This window comes from Actinomadura sp. NPDC023710 (assembly GCF_040639875.1).
In the GTDB taxonomy this organism is placed as follows: domain Bacteria; phylum Actinomycetota; class Actinomycetes; order Streptosporangiales; family Streptosporangiaceae; genus Spirillospora; species Spirillospora citrea.
In genome coordinates this window covers 81,027-99,653 of sequence record NZ_JBFAGB010000009.1, presented here as the reverse complement: position 1 = coordinate 99,653, position 18,627 = coordinate 81,027, and the positions used below count along the sequence as shown (strand labels likewise).

At 70.8% G+C, this 18,627-nt stretch carries 12 protein-coding genes; 2 read left to right on the top strand and 10 right to left on the bottom strand.

Annotated features, from left to right (window positions below; translation table 11 throughout):
• Positions 1–118 precede the first annotated feature (118 nt).
• The 10 genes from thrC to AB0H37_RS12845 form a co-directional block, all read right to left on the bottom strand.
• A complete protein-coding gene (thrC, locus tag AB0H37_RS12890; RefSeq protein WP_360612543.1) occupies positions 119–1,447 on the bottom strand; it encodes a threonine synthase in 1,329 nt (442 codons plus the stop codon).
• A 10-nt stretch (positions 1,448–1,457) separates the two neighbouring features.
• Positions 1,458–2,708, bottom strand: coding sequence for an aminotransferase class I/II-fold pyridoxal phosphate-dependent enzyme (locus AB0H37_RS12885; RefSeq protein ID WP_329094672.1), 1,251 nt, complete (start codon positions 2,706–2,708; stop codon positions 1,458–1,460).
• A 41-nt stretch (positions 2,709–2,749) separates the two neighbouring features.
• Entirely contained in the window at positions 2,750–5,905 is a 3,156-nt protein-coding gene (locus AB0H37_RS12880; RefSeq protein WP_360612541.1) for an amino acid adenylation domain-containing protein, read from the bottom strand.
• 29 nt (positions 5,906–5,934) lie between these two features.
• Positions 5,935–10,356, bottom strand: coding sequence for a condensation domain-containing protein (locus tag AB0H37_RS12875; protein WP_360612539.1), 4,422 nt, complete (start codon positions 10,354–10,356; stop codon positions 5,935–5,937).
• A gap of 73 nt (positions 10,357–10,429) precedes the next feature.
• A complete protein-coding gene (locus AB0H37_RS12870; RefSeq protein WP_329094677.1) occupies positions 10,430–11,464 on the bottom strand; it encodes a TauD/TfdA family dioxygenase in 1,035 nt (344 codons plus the stop codon).
• The gene (locus AB0H37_RS12865; RefSeq protein WP_360612537.1) at positions 11,455–12,435 is read right to left on the bottom strand and encodes a TauD/TfdA family dioxygenase; all 981 of its coding nucleotides are present in this window, start codon (positions 12,433–12,435) and stop codon (positions 11,455–11,457) included. Before AB0H37_RS12865 ends, AB0H37_RS12870 begins: the two co-directional genes overlap by 10 nt.
• Before the next feature lie 81 nt (positions 12,436–12,516).
• Positions 12,517–12,819 (bottom strand): phosphopantetheine-binding protein, encoded by a 303-nt coding sequence (locus AB0H37_RS12860; protein ID WP_218934992.1) that lies wholly within the window; start codon positions 12,817–12,819, stop codon positions 12,517–12,519.
• Between the two features lie 37 nt (positions 12,820–12,856).
• Positions 12,857–13,714, bottom strand: a complete 858-nt coding sequence (locus AB0H37_RS12855) for a 3-hydroxyacyl-CoA dehydrogenase NAD-binding domain-containing protein (protein WP_329094682.1) — start codon at positions 13,712–13,714, stop codon at positions 12,857–12,859.
• Entirely contained in the window at positions 13,711–14,970 is a 1,260-nt protein-coding gene (locus tag AB0H37_RS12850; RefSeq protein WP_360612534.1) for a hypothetical protein, read from the bottom strand. The genes AB0H37_RS12855 and AB0H37_RS12850 overlap by 4 nt, the downstream gene beginning before the upstream one ends.
• Positions 14,967–16,127 (bottom strand): acyl-CoA dehydrogenase family protein, encoded by a 1,161-nt coding sequence (locus AB0H37_RS12845; protein ID WP_329094686.1) that lies wholly within the window; start codon positions 16,125–16,127, stop codon positions 14,967–14,969. The genes AB0H37_RS12850 and AB0H37_RS12845 overlap by 4 nt, the downstream gene beginning before the upstream one ends.
• A gap of 228 nt (positions 16,128–16,355) precedes the next feature.
• Between AB0H37_RS12845 and AB0H37_RS12840 the strand changes: the two genes are divergently transcribed.
• Together AB0H37_RS12840 and AB0H37_RS12835 are read left to right on the top strand one after the other, a co-directional pair.
• Positions 16,356–16,892 carry a GNAT family N-acetyltransferase gene (locus AB0H37_RS12840; RefSeq protein ID WP_360612532.1) on the top strand — a complete coding sequence of 179 codons (537 nt, stop codon included), beginning with the start codon at positions 16,356–16,358 and terminating at the stop codon, positions 16,890–16,892.
• 640 nt (positions 16,893–17,532) lie between these two features.
• A complete protein-coding gene (locus tag AB0H37_RS12835; RefSeq protein ID WP_360612530.1) occupies positions 17,533–18,534 on the top strand; it encodes a hypothetical protein in 1,002 nt (333 codons plus the stop codon).
• The last annotated feature ends 93 nt before the right edge of the window (positions 18,535–18,627 follow it).

Sequence of the window (18,627 nt, the reverse complement as noted above, 5' to 3'; positions counted from 1 at the left end):
CGCATCAGGTGCGCCGGCGCCCGCGCTGAGCGGCATGCCCAGCATCCATATTCAGTGGGTCACGTTTGTAATTCATGTCCCACAAACCGGTGACATGCGATATCAGAAAGCCGCCGCACTACCATTTTGGTTCTGGCTCGTCAAGGTCGGCTTCACTGCCGGTCTCCGCCGCCTCGGTGATGCCGATCGCGGCGACGGCCCGCAGGTCGGCCGCCACCGGGACGGCCCTCCCGCCCTCCGCGGAAGGCGCGGCCTTCAGTCCGCTGCCGGTGTTGAGCAGTACGACGCGGTCCGCGCTCCCGAGCTCCCCCCGCGCCACGAGGGCGGGCAGTGCGGCGGCTCCGGCCGCACTGGCCGGCTCGGGATACACGCCGCTTTCCGCGGCGAGCCAGTCGACCGCGGCGAATATCTCCTCGTCCTCCACCGCGACCACGAGTCCCGCGGTGTCCCGCACCGCCGCCAGGGCCCGGAATCCGTCCTGCGGCTCCCCGACGTTGATGCTCTCGGCGCGCGTGCGGGCCGGAGCCGGGCTGACGTCCGCGGCGCCCTCGGCCCAGGCGCGGTGAACCGCCGGCGAGGCGGCGGCCTGCACCCCGATCAGGCGCGGCATGCGGTCGATCCAGCCCATCGCCAGGGCGTCGCACAGCCCTCTGTACAGGCCGACCAGGATGTTCCCGTCCCCCACGGGCACCACCACCGCGTCCGGCGCGGACCAGCCGAGCTGCTCGACGATCTCCAGAGCGGCGGTCTTCTTGCCCTCGGCGGTGCAGGGGTTGTACGCGGTGTTCCGGCAGTACCAACCCCATCGCCGGCACGCGGCCGTGCTCAGCCGGACGGCGTCGTCGTAGTCGCCGTCGACCACCAGAACGCGCGCCCCGTACCGGCTGATCTGGGTGACCTTCGTCGCCGGGGTGCCGCGGGGCACGAAGACCACGCACCGCAGGCCGACCGCCGCGGCCGCGCCGGCGAGCGCGGCCCCCGCGTTGCCCGAGGACGCCGTGGCGATCACGTTCCGGCCGCGGTCGAGCGCGTCGGCGACCGCGACGACGCTGGCCCGGTCCTTGAGGGCTCCGGACGGGTTGGCGGCCTCGTCCTTGATCCACAGTCGGCCCAGCCCCAGCCGGCGGGCGAGCCGGTCGGCCCGGTGCAGCGGGGTCCAGCCGGCCACGTACCGGGACCTGACCCGGCGGGAACCGCCCCCGTCCATGCCGACGGGCAGCAGGCGGGCGTACCGCCAGAGGGAGTGCTCGTCGGTGAGCAGCACGTCGGCGGGCGGCCGGCCCGCACCGACCCGCTCGTAGTCGATGACCAGGGTCAGCCTGCCGGACCACCGGCACCGGGTGCACGCGTAGCGCAGGTCGCCGACCGGCGAGAAGGCGGCACATCGCGAGCACTGCCACCGCAGGTGGTCCATGCCGCCGGCGTCGGCCACGGGCTTCGGCGTCATCGCCGATCCCTCAACCTCGCGGCACGGCGTCGGCGTCCGCGTCGACGTCCGGAGGGGCTCCCGTGAAGAAGCCGGCCAGACGGTCGATGCCCTCCTCGTAGCGGGCGGAGGTGTAGGAGAGCCGTAGCGTGTCCGGCAAGCCGAAGTCCGAGCCGGGCACGGTCGCCACCCGCGTCGCCCGCATGATGCGCTCGGCCAGGGCGAGCGAACCGGGGACGTCGTGCCGGCGCAGATACTCGGCGCAGTCGAGGGTCAGATAGAAGCTCCCCCGGGAAGGGACGGCCCGCACCGAGGAAACCTGGCCCAGGCGTTCGAGCGTGTAGTCGCGCCGGGCGCCGTAGCGACCGGTCAGCGACCGCACGCCGTCCTGGTGGTCGAGCGCCGCGATGGCGCCGAACTGCGGCACCGGATCGGTGGTGAGAAGGGTGTGGTGCTGGATGACGGTGAGCGGGTGGACCAGCTCGTCCGGGACGATGGCGTAGCCGACCCGCCGCGCGTACATCCGGTGGGCCTTGGAGAACGCGTTCGTCACCACCAGCGGACTGGTCATCTCGTCGGCCAGGGCGATGGCCGAATACGGTTCGTCGTCGAAGTGGACGTTGTTGTAGATCTCGTCGGCGATCAGCACGGCGCGACCGGCGACGACCTCGTCGATCCGCCGGAAGGTCGCGGGATCGATGACGTTCCCCAGCGGGTTCCCAGGGGAGTTGACCACCACGATCCGGGTGCGCTCGTTGATCGCCGCGGCCAGCGAGTCCATGTCCACCTGGAGCGTGTCGAGGTCGATGCGGTAATGCCGGACCCGAGCGCCGGCCAGTCGCGCGGTGAAGGGGTAGAGCGGGTAGTAGGGCAGGGGCACGACCACCTCGTCGCCCGGGCCGGCGAGCAGCTGGGTGAGATTCCGGAAAGCCATGCTGGTGCCCACGCTGATGACGAACCGTTCGGACGGCACCTCGACGCCGTAGCGGCTCCGGTACTCGGCGGCCAACCGGCGGCGCAACTGCGGAAGGCCGCCGGGGAAGACCAGACTCGCCTTCGCGTAGTCCTGTGCCGCGTCCAGCATGGCCGCGATGATGGGCGGTTCCGGCGGCAGCTCGGACTTGCCGAGCGTGAGCCGGATGACGTCGTCATATCGCTGCTCGTAGTCACCCGCCATCTCGTCGAGGACGAACATGAGGAACCGTTCGTCCTCGAAGGAGATCGCCGGACGCAGCCGGCTTCCCGCGAGCGTGGGCGGCCGGGTGTCCTGTCCAACGGTCATGGTGCCTCCTGAGACCGGCGAGTTGAGATGGTCCGGGCTGATCACGATGGGGCTCGGCGGGGCTCGGGTGCGACGGCCTCCGCCAGCTGGGCGACCGTCGGCCGGCCGAGGATCTGGGCGGCCGAGAGGGGTGCACCGTTCCCCGGGTCGGCCCGCCCGGCGAGGCGCAAGGCGTGCAGAGGGCGGGCCCCCAGCCAGACGAGGTCGTCGGACCTTCCCACCTCGTCCACGCCGAGCGACCCGGCGAAGCCGGACGCGAGCCGTTCCTCGACGGGGTCGGCCGGTGGCCGGTACCTTTCACCGGCTCCGGTGATGTCGGTGCTCCGAAGCCGCCGACGGTCGAGTTTTCCGTTGGGCAGCAGCGGCGGTTCCGCCAGGGCGATGAACGCGGTCGGCACCATCGCCTCGGGAACCCGTCCGCGCAGGTGGTCCCGCAGTTCGGCGACCGCTTCCTCGTGCTGCCCGGGCGGGTCGCCCGCCCAGGAGACGAACGCGGTCAGCGTCATGCCGTCCGAAGCCTCCCCGGCCCCCTCCCGCCGGGGGACGACGGCGGCGTGCCGTACTCGCGGATGGTCGGTCAGCGCCGCCTCCACCTCGCCCGGCTCGGTCCGCACACCACGGACCTTGACCTGGTCGTCGGTCCGGTTGAGGAACTCCAGCTCCGCGCCGGGCAGTCGGCGGGCGCGGTCCCCGGTGCGGTAGAGCCGGTCTCCGGGCCGGCCGGACAGGTGATCCGGCACGAACCGTTCGGCGGTCTCGGCCGGGCGGCCCCGGTAGCCCCACGCCAGCTGGGCGCCGCCGACGAAGAGCTCGCCCGGGGTTCCGGGTGGGACCGGTTGGCCCAGCTCGTCCAGCAGGTACAGCCGCACACCGGTGACCGGGTGCCCGATCGGCACGGTCGTCCCCCGGGCTCCGGCCTCCGCCCGCCACCAGGTGGCGTCGACGCATGCCTCGGTCGGGCCGTAGAGGTTGAGCAGCGCGGCCTCGGTGTGGCCGATCACCGCGTCGGCCAGCCGCTGCGGCAGCGCCTCACCGCCGCAGCACACCAGCCGCAGTTCCGGGCACCGGGTGAAGGTGGCGCTCTCGGCCAGCACGGCGAGCAGGCTCGGCACCACCTGCAGAACGGTGACGGCCCGCTCCGTGAGGACCGTTTCCAGGGCGGCGATGTCCCGGTCCGCCCCGGCCGGGACGGTGACGACGGCCGCTCCGCAGCTCAGCGGGGCGAAGAACTCCCACAGCGCGGCGTCGAAGGCGACCGGTGTCCGCTGCGCCACCCGGTCGCCGGGCCGCAGCCCGAAGGCCTCCACCGCCCACCGCACCTGCTCGACCACCGCGCTGTGCGGCATCACCACGCCCTTGGGACGACCGGTGGAGCCGGAGGTGTAGAGCACGTAGGCGGGGGACTCCGGCGACGACCGGTCCAGCGGGGGCCGCCGCTCCTCGGGGCCGTCGCCCCGCCGGTCGAGGATCATCGTGGGCCCGGTGAAGTCGAGCCGGTCCGCCACGTCCGAACGGGTCAGCAGAAGGTCGGCGCCGGCGTCGTCGAGCGCGAACTCGCAGCGGCGCCGCGGATACCGGACGTCCAGGGGGAGGAAGGCGCAGCCCGCGGCCAGCACCGCGACCATGGCGACGACCAGGTCCGCCCCGGGGGGCACGTGCACCCCGACCAGGCCCTGCGGCGCCACGCCGGCCGTCCGGATCCGGTCGGCCAGTACGGTCGCCCGTTCGTACAGCTCGTCGTAGCCGACCACAGTGTCCCCGTCGATGACCGCGGGCGCGTCCGGGGTACGGGCCGCCTGCCGTGCGATGAGCCCGTGGAGTGTGGCCGGGTCTTCGGCGGCGGCGGACGATGAGGGCGTCGACTCGGCGGGCCGGACGGACGCCGGGCCGGGGGGCACGGAACCGAGCAGCGGGGCACTGGTGCGGGGATCGCCTTCGACGTCGGTGGTGATCTCGGTCAGCGCCCGCAGGTAGTAGCCGAGGATCTCGTCCGGGTCGCCGCCGTGCCGGAACAGCCGGAGGGTCATGCCGCCGGTCTCGGCGGCGTCCTCCACGGTGAGGGTCAGCGGCGCGACGGGAGACTCGGTGAAGGTGTGCTCGACCGCGTCCAGCAGTTCGCCGCCCGGCGGTCGATCGGCGGCCGGCGTCTCGCAGTACTCGAACAGCGCACCCGGGACCAGGCCCGTCTCGACGAGTTCGGCCACCGGGAAGGACCGGTACGGCCGGTGGGCCGCCAGTGCCGCGTCCGTCCGCTCCACGAGCGAGGCCCAGGTCGGGACGTCGCAGCACATCGAGACCGGCAGCAGGGAGCGGAAGTCCCCCAGGGCCCCTCCGTCGACGCCCGCGGGCCCGCGCGCGTCATCGAGCAGCCACGTCCCCGCCGTGGCGGTGCCGCCGATCAGGGCGAGTACACGCAGGTAGGCGGCCAGCAGCACCGCGTCCCGGGAGGTCCCCGCCCGCTGGGCGGTCCGCCCCAGCCGGGTCGCCAGATCGGGGGGCAGCGCCGCCACCGCGGGAACGCCCCGCGCGGCCGCCGCGTCGGGTGATCGCCATGCCAGGCCGTCCGCGGCCCGTTCCAGCGTTCGCCGCCAGTACCCGGTCGCCTCGGCCGTGACGGCGCCCCACTCCGCGGCGGCCATGTCGCGCATCCCGGTCACCGGTGGCGCGTCCGCGGACGGTCGGCCACGGAGTTCTGCCGCGTAACCGCGAAGCAGCGCGGTGGTGAGCAGCGCACTGCTGCGCCTGTCGAGCAGTGGCCCGGCGAGCCGGAGCGAGACCGTCACCCGGCCACCGGACGATCGTCGCACCGTGCAGCGCGAAGAGGCGGGCAGGCCGAGCGGGCCGGTGGGCAGTTCGGCGACCTCGCCGCCATCGGTCCCCGTCCGCGGCCGGCCGGCGAACGCGGGCTCGGCGGGGTCCGTGGTCGGGGCCGGATGCACCAGGTGCACCGGTCCCCCGGACGGCGGCAGGTGGACCGTACTGCGCAGTACGGGATGGCGCCCGACCAGACCGGCGAGCGCGCGGACGAGCGCGGGCCGGTCGCACGGGCCGTCGAACGCGACGCTCACCTCGCTCGTCCGGCCGGGATCGGCCAGCAGCGCCGCCTGCTGCCAGGCGGTGAGCGGAAAGACGTCCGCGATCCGCCCCGGTCCCGCGGCGGTCGCGTCGCGGTGCGCCACCGGCCCCTGCGTCATCATCACGGTTCTCCCATCGGCTCGCCGCAGCCTCAGCCCTGTCCCTGCAGAGCTCGCAGCCGGTTCACGCTTGAGGTGTCCAGCGCCTGCCGCACCTGTGCGGACACGTTCACGTCACCGTCCGCGGTGGCGAAGACCAGGCCGTCCGGCTCGGCGGCCAGGCGCCGCACGAGGTCGAGGTACTCGTCGGCGAACTGGCCGACGAACGCCGGTTCGAACAGATCGGCCGAGTAGTGGAACATGCAGTGCACACCGCCCTCCCATTCGTAGAGCTCGGCGACCAGGTCGAAGCGGGCCACTTCGTGATCGGTCTCGAACAGGGTCGCCTCCACCTCCCCGAACCGCAGAGGCGCGAACGGCGCGTTCTGGAAGTTGAACGCCACCTGCACCAGCGGGACGCGGTCCGTGGCGCGGTCCGGTCCGAGCTCGCTGACCAGCCGCTCGAACGGCAGGTCCTCATGGGCGAGGGCGCCCAGGTGCACCCGCCGGACATGCTGCAGAAGCCGGCGGAACGTCGGTTCTCCGGAAAGGTCGAGACGCACCGGGAGGGTGTTGACGAAGAACCCGACGAGGTTCTCCAGATCCGGATGGGAGCGGCCCGCCACCGGCACCCCGATGACGAAGTCGCGCCGGCCGGCACGGCGGGCGACCAGCACGGCGAACGCCGCGAACAGCACCATGAACAGCGTGCCGCCCTCCTGCCGGGCCAGATCGCGCACGACCCGGAGGACGTCGGGCGTGAGGTCGACATCGCACCGGCCGCCCCGGTGGGACCGTTCCGCGGGCCGCGGCCGCCCGGGCTGGAGTTCGAGCATCTCCGGCGCGTCCCTGAGCCGCCCGACCCAGTACTTCAGCAGTTCGTCGAGCGGCTCGCCGGTCAGCCGCCGCCGCTGCCATGCCGCGAAGTCGGCGTACTGTGCCGACAGCGGGGCCAGCGTCCCCTCGCGTCCGTCGGCGAACCTCTGATAGAGCTCGCCCAGATCACGGAAGAGCACGCCGGTCGACCAGCCGTCGATCGCCAGGTGGTGCAGGCAGATGCCGATCACGTGATCGTCGTCGTCCAGCCGGACGACCCGGACCTTGAACAGCGGGGCGACCGACAGGTCGAAGCGCCCGGAGCTGTCCTCCTCCAGCATCGTGCGCGCTCTGCTCTCGGCCTCCGGCAGCGGAAGGGACGAGAGGTCGCTGAAGGCGAGCGGCGGTTCCAGCGACCCGTGGACGACCTGGACGGGACGTCCGTCCCTCTCGTCCAGGCGGGTCCGCAGCAACTCGTGGCGCTCCATGACGGCGGCGAGCGCGGCCCGGAACGCCGGCACGTCCACGGGTCCGCGCAGCCGGCAGGGCAGCAGGATGTTGTCGTGGCGCGCCGCCCCTCCGAGCCGGTCCATGATCCACAGGCGCTCCTGGGCGAAGGACGCGGGAATCGGCCCGGTCCGATCGCACCTCGGAATCGCCCGCTCCGGCTCCAGCGTGGCTCCGGAGCGCAGCGCCGCCATCACGGCGTGCGCCGTGCCGATCACCGTGGGGTCCCCGAACAGGTCGTTGAGGGTGAAGTCCACGCCCAGGGCCGAGCGGATCCGCGACACCAGTTTGATCGCGAGGAGCGAGTGACCTCCGAGGTCGAAGAAGTCCTCGTCGACGCCGGGGGCGCGGTCGAAGACCTGGGCCCAGATGCCCGTCAGGACCTCGATCATCACGGCGGCGGGCGACGCCGCGGGCACCGCCTCCCGCCCGCCGTCCTCCTCCGGTGCCGGCAGGGCGGCCACGTCCGGCTGCCCGTCCCGGGCCGTCGGCATGGCGGCGAGCGGTACGAACGCCGACGGCACCAGCCGTGCCGGCAGCCGGAGCATGAGGAACTCCTCCAGCTCCGCGGCGTCCGGCATGTCCTGCACGGACTCGCCGGCCGGGACGACATGCGCGGTGAGCCGTTGTTCACCGGACGGGCCCGTTCCCACGGTCACCGCCGCGTCCCGCACACCCGGATGCCCGGCCAGCACCGCCTCCACCGCCCACTGCCGGGCGCCTGCGTTCCTCGCGGGCACGGGGCCGTCGGCGTCGGCCGCGGACGGCAGCACCCGCGCATGGCCCCGGCGGCGCGCCACGAGCGGCGCCGCGACGAGTTCTCCCGTACCTGCGTGCCAGAACGAACTCTGCGGCACCGGATGCGGGAACCGGTACTCCTCCACCAGATCCGCGCCTGTCCCCTGGGTCAGCTCAAGCCGCGACGCCGTCGGCACCGGGCCGGGCACGAAGACGAGGCGCAGGGAACGGCACCGCCCGAGGGCGGATGCCACCGAGCCCGGTGGCGAGCCGGGGATGACGGCGACGGTGGCCTCGTTCTCGACGAGGATCTCTTCGAGGACGGCCGGGGACACCCCCGCGGACGGCCGGGCGGCGCGCGGCGGGAGGACCAGCGCCGCACCGGCGGACATCGTCCAGAAGATGTCGCGCACCGACTCCGCCGAACCGGGCGAACGCAGATGCGCGACGCGGTCATCGGCGGACAGGGGGAAGTGCTCGCCCATCCAGTGCAGCAGCCCCGCCAGCGCGTCGTACCTGATCAGGGAGGCCGCGGGCTCCTGCGCGTCATGCCCGAGCACCGCCCAGCGCGTCGCGGAGGGGGCGTCCGCCGCGCTCCCCCCGGGAGTGGGCCCCGCGCCCGGGTGCTCCGCCGCCTCCCGCTCCCCCAGGCGCAGGAGCCGCAGATCGCCGCCCACCGTCACCTGGTCGGTCGCGGCCGGCGAGTCGGCGTCGGAGCCGTCGCAGAGCACGACCGTGGCACCGGCCGCGGCCACCGCGGCGCTGATCCGCTCCCTGCCGTCGTCCGGATCCAGCGGCAGGATCGCGCCCCCGGCCTTCACCACGGCCAGCAGGCCCACCGCCAGTTCCGCGGACGGGCCCAGCATGACGGCGACGGGGCCCGCTCCGGAGCGGCGCAGCTCGTCGGCGACGCGTTCGGCCCGGCGGTCCAGCTCCCCGTACGTCAGCGTGAGATCGCCACAGATGATCGCCGGCGCGTCCGGGGTGCGCAGGCACTGGCCGGTCAGCCGGTCGAGGGACCGTCCAGAGGACGGAACGCCGGTCGCGGTGACCCCGTCGTCCACCGCGGCCCGCCCGACGGGTTCCGGCCATCCCGGCAGCTCGCCGAGGCGGCGTTCGGGATCCGTGGCGGCGATGGTGAGGATCTCCACCACCAGGTCGCGGACACGCTCGGCCGTGTCCCGCCGGAAGCGCACCGGATCGTAGCCGAGTGCCATCCGCAAGCGCCGCTGGTCGGGCACGACCGTCAGGTGCAGGGGGTAGTGCGGCTGCTGGATGACCCGCAGGTCGGCGACCCGGACCGTCCCCCCGTCGGTCCAGCTCGGCCGCACCGGATAGTTGATGTAGACGACCAGGCTCTCGAACAGCGCGGTGCCGCGCGGTACCTCGCTCCATCGCTGGACGTGCGCCAGGGGGCTGTAGTCGTACTCCCGGCCGTCGGCCAGCTGCGCCTGGAGCCCGGTCAGCCAGTCGGCGAGCGAGGTGTCCCCGGCGACCCGGGCCCGGACCGGAAGGACGTTGATGAACAGCCCGACCATGTCGTCCACGCCGGCGAACTCGGGTGGACGGCCGGAGACCACCGAGCCGAACACGACGTCTTCCCGCCCGCTGTACCGGCTGAGCGTCAACGCCCACGCCGCCTGGACCACCGTGCCCAGCGTCAGCCGCCGCGTCCGGGCCAGAGCCTCCAGCCCCGTGAACACCTCCGGGGGCAGCGTCGCGTGAACCTCGCCGAACTCCGGCCCGTTCCGGACCGGGGGATCGACGGCTTCTCCGCCGATCGGAGTGGGCTCGGTGAATCCGGCGAGGCGCTCGCTCCAGAAGCTCTCGGCTCTCCCGAGATCCTGCCGCTGGGTCCACGCGACGTACTCCCAGAACGGTCTCGGTGCCCCCCGCTCGGGCAGCCGTCCGGCGGCGAGCTCCCGGTACCAGCCGAACACGTCGTCGAGCACGAGATAGGTCGACCATCCGTCGAGCAGCAGATGGTGGTAGGACCAGACCAGCCACCACGCCTCATCGGCGACCCGGACCACGGCCAGGCGCATCAGCGGAGCCCGCCCGAGTTCGAAGGGACGGGTCCTGTCCTCGTCGAGCATGGCGTTCAGCCGCTGCTCGATCTCCTCCGCGGGCGTGCCCCGCCAGTCCGACTCCTGCCATTCTGGCTCGGCGTCATCGCTCACCACCTGCACCGGCAGGTCCAGCCGCTCGTAGTGGAACGAGGTGCGCAGGATCGGGTGCCGGCGGATGACGGCGCGCCAGGACTCCCGCAGCAGCGACGGGCTGAGGGCACCCTCCAGGCGAAGGCAGAGCTGGTAGATCGTCTCACCGGAGTCCTGCTTGCGCAGCGCCTCGAAGAACATCCCGTCCTGCAACGGCGTCAGCCGGCAGATCCGCTCGATTTGGTCGGGACGCATCTGTAACCCACCTTCGGGGGACTGGGAGATCGAGTGGCGATCGACCGACACGTCGGCTCGCGGGCCGCCGGGCTCAGCCGGCGACCGGTTCGGGCGCGGGTTCCACCGTGGGCCGGCAGTCGGCCAGACTCACCTGTTCGCCCATCGCGACGAGGATCTTCCGATCGCCGCGGAAGGCCTCGCGGCCATGGCAGGACAGGATGTTGTCGACCAGCAGCAGGTCGCCCGGCCGCCACGGCTCACGGCGCTGGGCGCCGTCGTACGCGGCGTTCAGCGCGGCGATGTCCTCGGCGTCGATGGGGCTCCCATCGCCGTAGAGAGTGTCGAAGGGCAGCCCGTCCGGTCCGTAGCTGGTCAGGAGCACATCCCGGATGTCGGGGTCGAGGGAGTGCTGGTTCCAGAAGGCGATGTGGTTGAACCACACCTCCTCGCCCGTCCCCGGATGATGGATGGTCGTCGCCCGCCGCTGCGTCGTCGCCAGGCCGCCGTCGGGCAGCCATCTGTATCCGATGGAGCTGCGACGGCAGTAGTCCTCCACCGTGGCCCGGTCGGACGTTCCGAAGGCGGTCGACCACGGCAGGGAGACATGTTCGCGGTAGTTGCGCGCGAGTACCCACCCCAGCCGGCGGAAGCGGTCGGCCAGCTCCGCGGGGACCCGTGCGAGCACCTCCCGGGTGTCGGCCACGGTGGTGGCCCCGCCCTCTTCCGGTGCCACCAGGCAGCCGAAAAGCAGGATTCCGGGGAAGTCCAGGGTGTAGCTGTTCTCGTTGTGCAGCCGGATCACCTGCGCGCTGGGCAGGTCGGTGGACGACAGCACCCCCTCCCCGTAGTCGCTGCGCGGTGTCGCCTTCTCCCGGTAGCTCACCCTCTGGTCGAGCAGAACGTCGCGCGCCCCGGCGAAGTCGTGGACGCTCTCGATGGGCAGACCCCGAACCAGCAGACATCCGTATCGGGCCAGCGCCGCGCCGAAGGCACCGCGCCGCTCGGTCAACCACTCGCGGGCGGTCGCCATGGACGTGGTCTCGCCCGCCTGCGCGATCGGCGGCCCGGACTCTCCGACGGACAAGCCCAGTTCGGCGATGGCCTGGTCGTTCACCGTCACGTCCATCCCTCTTTCCCCGGTCCGCGCGCCGCCGCGGGACCGATCGGCCCCGACGGCGAGCAGTCCGCCATCCGCCGCGGCTCTCCCATGGCGACCAGCACCCGGCGGTCCCCGGTGAACGGCTCACGCCCATGGCTGCACAGGAGGTTGTCGACCAGCACCAGATCGCCCCGCCGCCAGCTCTCGCGGACCATCACCTCGTCGAAGGCCCGGTTGATGACGGCCACGTCCGCGGGATCGATCGGCGAGCCGTCGCCGTAGTAGGTGTTCTGCGGTAACCCGTCCGGACCGCAGGCGGCCACCAGGATCTCCCGGGTCTCGGGATCGTGAGTCCACTCGTTGAACACCGCGACGTGGTTGAACCAGCTCTCTTCACCCGTCGACGGATGCCGGACCGTGGCCGAGCGGACTCCGCTGGTGCGCAACCGGTCGCCCGGCAGCCACTCATAGCTCAGCTGGTTCTGGTCGCAGTACGACTCGACGGCCGCGCGGTCCGCCGCGCCGAAGGCCTGCTGCCACGGCATTCCCACATGCTTCTGGAAATTCCGGACGATCATCCAGCCGCGACGCCTGAACCGTTCGACCAGATCGGCGGGCAACGCGGCCAGTACCCGGCGGGTGTCGCCCAGGGTGGTGGCACCGCCCCGCTCGGGCGGAACCAGGCAGCAGAACAGCAGGATCCCCGGGAACACCACGCTGTAGCTGTCCTCGCAGTGCAACCGGATGCGCTGCACCGGCGGCAGATCGGTCGCCGAGAAGATTCCGTTCCCGTAGCCGGTTCGCGGGGTCGTCTCCTCCCTGGGAACTTCCAGGTGGTCTTCGAGAAGCACATCCCGTGCGGCGGCGAAATGCTCAGGGGACGCCAACGGCAGTCCACGGATCATCAGGCTTCCATGGCGGCGCAACTCGGTCAGAACCCTCTCCCGGTTGTCCGCCAGCCAGGCCTGCGCGGAAGCCGCGTCGGCGACGCCGTCCACCCGCACGAGGGTCGGCCCCCCGTCGGCCGCGGCCGCATCCGCACCGTCGGACGAGTCCCGTCCGGCGTGACGAACCATCGGTCATCCTCCGATCGGGCCGGTCGGCGCGACGGCCCGCTTCCCCAGCACGAAGCGGGTGATGGCATCGACGCTCATGAAATTCGCAATGTCCAGATCGTCGCCGGAGACCGCGAGATCGAAGGTGCGCTCGACCCAGGTGAGGATCTGCACGGCGAACAGGGAGCTGACGAAGCCGGTGGCGAAGATGTCGACATCGTCGGCGATCGACGCTCCCCCGGTGTGCTGGGACACGAATTCCCGCACCATGGCGATCACCCGCCCACCGTCGGGTTCCCGCGAGTTCCCGCCGAGTTCACCGTCCATGGGTCCCTGCCCTCCTCCACGTTGGTACGAGCCGGCGTCAGTCGTGGTCATAGACATGGAAACCTCGTCCGGTCTTCCGTCCGAGGTGACCGGCGTCCACATACCTGCGAAGCAGCGGGCACGGCCGGTACTTCGGATCCTGGAACTCCTCCAGCAGGACCTCCAGCGAATAGAGAACGGTGTCGAGGCCGATGAGGTCGGCGGTCTCCATGGGCCCCATCCGGTGCCCGAAGCATTTCTTGAAGAGCCGGTCGATGTCCTTGGGCGAGGACACCTGCTCGTGCAGCAGGAATATCGCCTCATTGATGGTGAGCATGAGCACGCGGTTGGTCACGAAACCGGAGGAGTCGCCGACGAGCACGGTCTCCTTGCCGATGTCGGCCAGCAGTCCCCGGGACAGCTCAAGGGTCGCGTCGCTCGTGTGGACGCCTCGTATGATCTCGACGAGCGGCATGACCGGAACCGGGTTCATGAAATGATTGCCGATCACCTTGTCCGGTCGGCCCGTGCACCCTGCCAGCCTGGTGATGGGAATGGCCGACGTGTTGACCGCGAGTACGCACTCCGGCCCGCAGGCGCGGTCCAAACTGCGATAGAGGTCTTTCTTGACCGCCCACTTCTCGGTCACGTTCTCCACCACGTAGTCGACGCCGCGAAGGTCGCCCAGGTCGGTGGTCGGTGTGATCAGTGCGAGGATCTCGTCGGGCGTGCGCTTTGCGGGCCGGCCGACCACCACGGGCAGCAGCCGGGCGTTTCCCGCGATCGTCTCCCTGGCGGTCTTCAGCGCCGCCTCGGAGATGTCGATCAGGGTGACCGGGTACCCCGCCTCGGCGAAGGCATGGGCGACTCCGGTGCCGATGGTGCCGGCGCCGACGACTCCGACCGCTTGGATCATCGATCGACTCCCCTACCGTGCGGGCGACCGCGTTCGTCGCCGCGGAACTCTTCCGGCCAGCCGCTTTCATCGAGCCCGTGCTGGCAGACGAAGGCGTATGCCAGCCGCTCCAGGCCGAACCCCACACATCCGGTCCAGACCGGTCCGCGGTCACGGCCGGTGATGTCGAACGCCGTCCCGAAGTGCTGCTCGTGGAAATTGAACGACCCGACGGCGACGGTCGCGTCCGGGGCGATGTCCAGACGCAGCTCGTACTTCAGTTCGAGAAGCCGTTGCGCGGATATCCGCGACGCCCCGTCGGCAGCGCAGAAGAACGGGTCCGTGGCCACCTCGCAGCGTCCGGAGAGGCCGAGCCGTTCGACCAGTTCGATCGCTCGTCGCAGGAAGCGTTCCCGGCCGTCCAGGACCTGCTCGCGCTCCCCCATGAACACGATCTCGCGGATCGTGAAGTCCCACAGCCGCTCCAGCGAGGTGTGGTAGCGGCCCTCATACCGGAACGACTTTCCGCGAGCGGTGACCACCGTGGACGGCGACGAGAGCCGTTTCCCCGCGTACTGATGGAAGGTGTGATAACACATGGTCGGCGGTAGGCAGTAGTCCGCGTTGCGGCAATGGGCGAGCATCGCCTCGCCGACGTGTCCCTCGTCGTGGTCCCGCTCGGTGAACTTCCGGTAGACGTCCAGGTCGCCCCGCAGCCGGGTGGCGAGCATGACGTGCTGGGGAAACGCACTGAAGTATCCGCTGCGCTGCAAAGCCCCGGTGGGAACGAGCGTGGGATAGCGGAACTCGGTGGCGCCGAGCTCGGTGACGGCGATCTCCCGCAGCATGCCGTCGAAACGGTCCATGAGCGTCAGCACGGGCTCACCGACCGCGACCTGCCCCTCCCCCGCCTCGAAGGCCGCGCCCCGGTCCGCCAGCGCCTCGAAGATGTCGGGCCGCGTGTCCGGTGTGCGGGTCGAGCGCCAGACCACCTTGGGGGGACGGGCCAGCTGGCCGAGGACGTCCATGCGGACCATGCGCCGGAGTTTGCGGGAGAGCGCGGCGGTCGGCTCGGCCGTGCCGGTCCGCAGCAGCACCGCGTCCACGGCGTCGCCCTGACCGCGCAGCAGCCGGAAGCTCGCGATGTCCTCGGAGACGAAGAAGATCCGCCTGGCCAGCTCGGTGGCGAGCTCGGAGGGTACCGGGCGGGGCAGCCGGACCGTGTGCTCGGTCGCCCTCCCCCCGGGCCGACCGTTCCTGCTCGGCCGGGTGCTCACGGCGCACCCGGCAGGCCGAGCAGGCTCGCAATGATCGACCGCTGGATCTGCGACGTACCGCCATAGATCGTTCCGGCGAGCGCGTCGCGCAGCTCTCGTTCCATCCCGCCCTCGGTGAGGTAGCCGCGGGCGCCATGGATCTGGACCGCCTCCAGGGCGGTTTCGAGCAGACCCTCGCTGACGACGAGCTTGAGGATCGACGACTCCAGCATGGCCAGCCGGCCCTCCCGCTTCAGCCAGCCGAACTTGTACAGCATCAGCTGCGCGAGTTCGAGGCGTATTCGCATGTCGGCCAGCGTGTGGGACACGGCCTGAAACGAACCGATCGGCCGGCCGAACTGCTCACGCTTTGCAGCGTGGTCGACACAGGTCTCCAGCAGCCGCCGCAATGTCCCGACGCCGCTGGCGAAAAGGAAACCGCGCTCCCATTCGATCGTCGACGTGAATATCTGGTGCCCGGCGCCCTCCCGGCCCAGCAGGTGCTCCTCGTCGAGCCGTACGTCCGAGAATTGGATCTCTCCCATGGGGGCGCCGCGCAGGCCGGCCTTTTCCAGCTCGCGTGCGATCCGCACTCCTGGCGCATCGGCAGGTACGAGGAACGCCGACAGCCCGCGCTCGGGCGCCTCCGATTCGCTGGTCCGGGCGAAGGTGACGAAGAGGTCGGCACACGATCCGTTGCTGATGAAGGTCTTGGTCCCGTTCAGCACCCAGCCCGAGCCGCTCCGGTGAGCGGTGGTGGCCAGTGCCAGCATGTCCGAGCCCGCCTGCGGCTCGGTCAGGGCGTGCGCGCCGATGACGGTGCCCTTGCATAATTCCGGTAGCCAGCGGGCCTTCTGGTGTTCGGTGCCGTACTTGACCAGGTAGATCGCGCAGGCCCAGACGTGATTGTTGATCGCGAAGAGCAGGCCGTTGTTCGAACATCCGTAGCCGAGCGCCTCGAAGGCCAGCGCCGAGGTGAGCGGGTCGAACCCGGAGCCGCCGTGGTCACGGGGCACCGGCCAGCCCAGTGCTCCGAAATCGGCGGCCTTCTGCCAGCCATCGGTGTCGAGGCTTCCCGACCTGTCGGAGTCGCCGGTGCGACCGCCCAGCTCTTGGCGTGCAAAACGAACCGTTTCTGCGCACAGCTCTCGCTGCCACGGGCTTATCGCAAAATCCACGCACTACCTCCTGGGCATGGGCGGCCATCGGCACCTGGCGAACGGCGTTGCGTATGTGCCGCCGGGCGACCCACATGCAGAGCATGGCTGCTCACCGCTTCCCACGGCATGTCACGCAAACGCGGGACTTGCCCGGCTGTCCCGCCTGGGGCATCTGTTGAAACGGCCGTAGGCGTGTACTCCAGAACTGATGGGCGTCTTCACTGAGGAGAAAGCGTGCTGTTACGGATGGCTACCCCGGCAGATCTGAGCGCGCTGCTGGGCATATACGACAGCACCCTGAGCTGGCTGGCCGAGCGCGGCACGGACCAATGGCAGGAGCCCCGCCTGGAACCCGAGATGATGAAGGCGGCCATCCTGGCGTCCATCCACCACCGGCAGACCTGGTGCGCGATCGACGAACGGGGCGGACATGCCGGCCTGGTGACGATCAAACCGCACACCCCGCCGGGCCTTTGGCGGCCGGAGGAGGAGAGCGAGCCCCACCGTTACCTCTACCTGGCGCTCGTGTCCAGAGAGAACACCGGCGTCGGGCTCGGGGCCGACCTGGTGGACTGGGCCGTCACCCGGGCGGCCAAGGCCGGAGCGCGCTGGGCTCGCGGTGACGTGTGGACCGCCAACAAGCCCCTCCAGGAGTACTACCTGCGGCATGGATGGCAATTGGTGCGCTATGTCCATCGGCCGGACCAGCCGTCGGGTGCGCTGATCCAACGGCCCGCCGTGCCATGCGAGACTCCACGCCTCGTCGAGGTGCCCGAGACGTGAAGAAGCCCGATTGCGGGACTGCACAGCTGAAAACCGCTTCTACCAGGCCCGCAATGCCGCTTCGCTTCGCGATGGGGTGTCCGCGGCCCGGTGGCGCGGCCGCGGGATGGCCAATACCGGCCGAATGACTTGCGCTCGAATGTGATCGGTCATCGCGCGGTCACGCCCTGGAGACCGGGCTGTCAAGGGACCGTCCCGCCGGCCGGTCCGGCACGGAAGCGCGGTTACTCCGGGCGCGACTCGGCCGACATTTAAGGAACGGTCCAAAATAGCGGCCGTTTTTTGTATTAGCACGTTCCATAACGCCTCTGAGCTGCGAAGACAGGAAACGGCGGGCCAGCCTCATGCACCGGGTGGAGCACCCGATAAGCGCTCCCGCCACCAAGGCCGATCCGCCGTTCCCCGCGCGCCCCTGCCGACGGATGACAAGTCCGCCGCGTTCAAGAGGGGCTTACGCGCTTGACAATATAACACTTACCACGGGCCGATCACCCTGTTACCATCCGATTGAAACTCAAAGAAGAGCCCGTTCCGGCTCTCTCAGCGAGTTGCACTGTTCACCAAGGTGCAACCAGGGAGAGCCGGGACTGACAACCCGGGACTTCCTGGTGCACCCATGCACCGAAAGGGGAGTCCCCGAATGGACTTCACCAAACCAAAAGCGGGCGGCGAGCTGGGCACATCCAGCGAAGCCGCTCCGCCTCAGGGCAAGCTCGCCGCCCTTGTGGTGGCGGCACTCGTGATCGGCGAGACCGGCGTCATCCTCCAGCTCTTCTTCAACGTGATCAAGGAGGAGGGCGCCATCATGACCTCCTTCCTGCAGACCGTTGTGGGCACAGCGCTGCTGTGGTGCGTCGTCCGGCCGAGCCTGAGGGTCGGATGGCCGCTGTGGTGGCGGGCGCTCGCGATCGGGGGATCGAGCGTGATCAGCCTCGTCGCAGCACGAGAGGCCATGACCCTCGTCCCCTACGGGACGATCACGTGCCTGGCGTTCGTGTTCGGCCCGATGGCCGCCGCGAGCTTCAGGATCATCCGCGCCAGGATGATGCGGGCGCTCATATGGCCGCTCATGGCCGCAGCGTCCGTGTTCCTGCTGGTCGACGGACTCGGGTCCGGCGACCTCGTGGGCTTCGGGCTCATCGCGCTGGTGGCACTCGCCTACCACGTGTACGCGACGACCACCTCCGGCCTCCAGAGGGACGAGATCAACACGGTGGCGACCTTGGCAAGGCTGCCCACCGTGCTCCTCCTCACGGGGATGCTCTTCTCCGCTGAAGAGCCCGACGCGCTGCTCCACGTCAGTGGGGAAGCCTGGTGGGTCTGCTCGGTCTCCGGCGCCGTCGGCGTCGTGGCCCTGCTGATGATCAACGCGGCATGGAAGCGCGGCCTCACGGTCACGACCCACGCCAGCGTGATGCCCGCCGACAACGGGCTCGCAATGGTCGACGGCATGATCGCCGGCCAATTCCCGTCCCTGGCCAACTGGTTCGGGGCCGGGCTGGTCATCATCGCGGAGGTGGGCGCCACGCGCGCCCGGATCCCGGACCGGAAGCAGTCGCCGAGGTTCTCCATGTGGCTCGACGGCCTTCCGGGCAAGAGCAAGCGCTGGCTCGACAGCCTGCTGGCCAAGATCAAGCGCTGACTCGACGCACATCCACGCGTTCGGGTAACGAGGTGAGGCCCTAGGGCCGATCCGCTAGCCGCGGCGGGGAGGGATCACCCTCCCCGCCGTCTT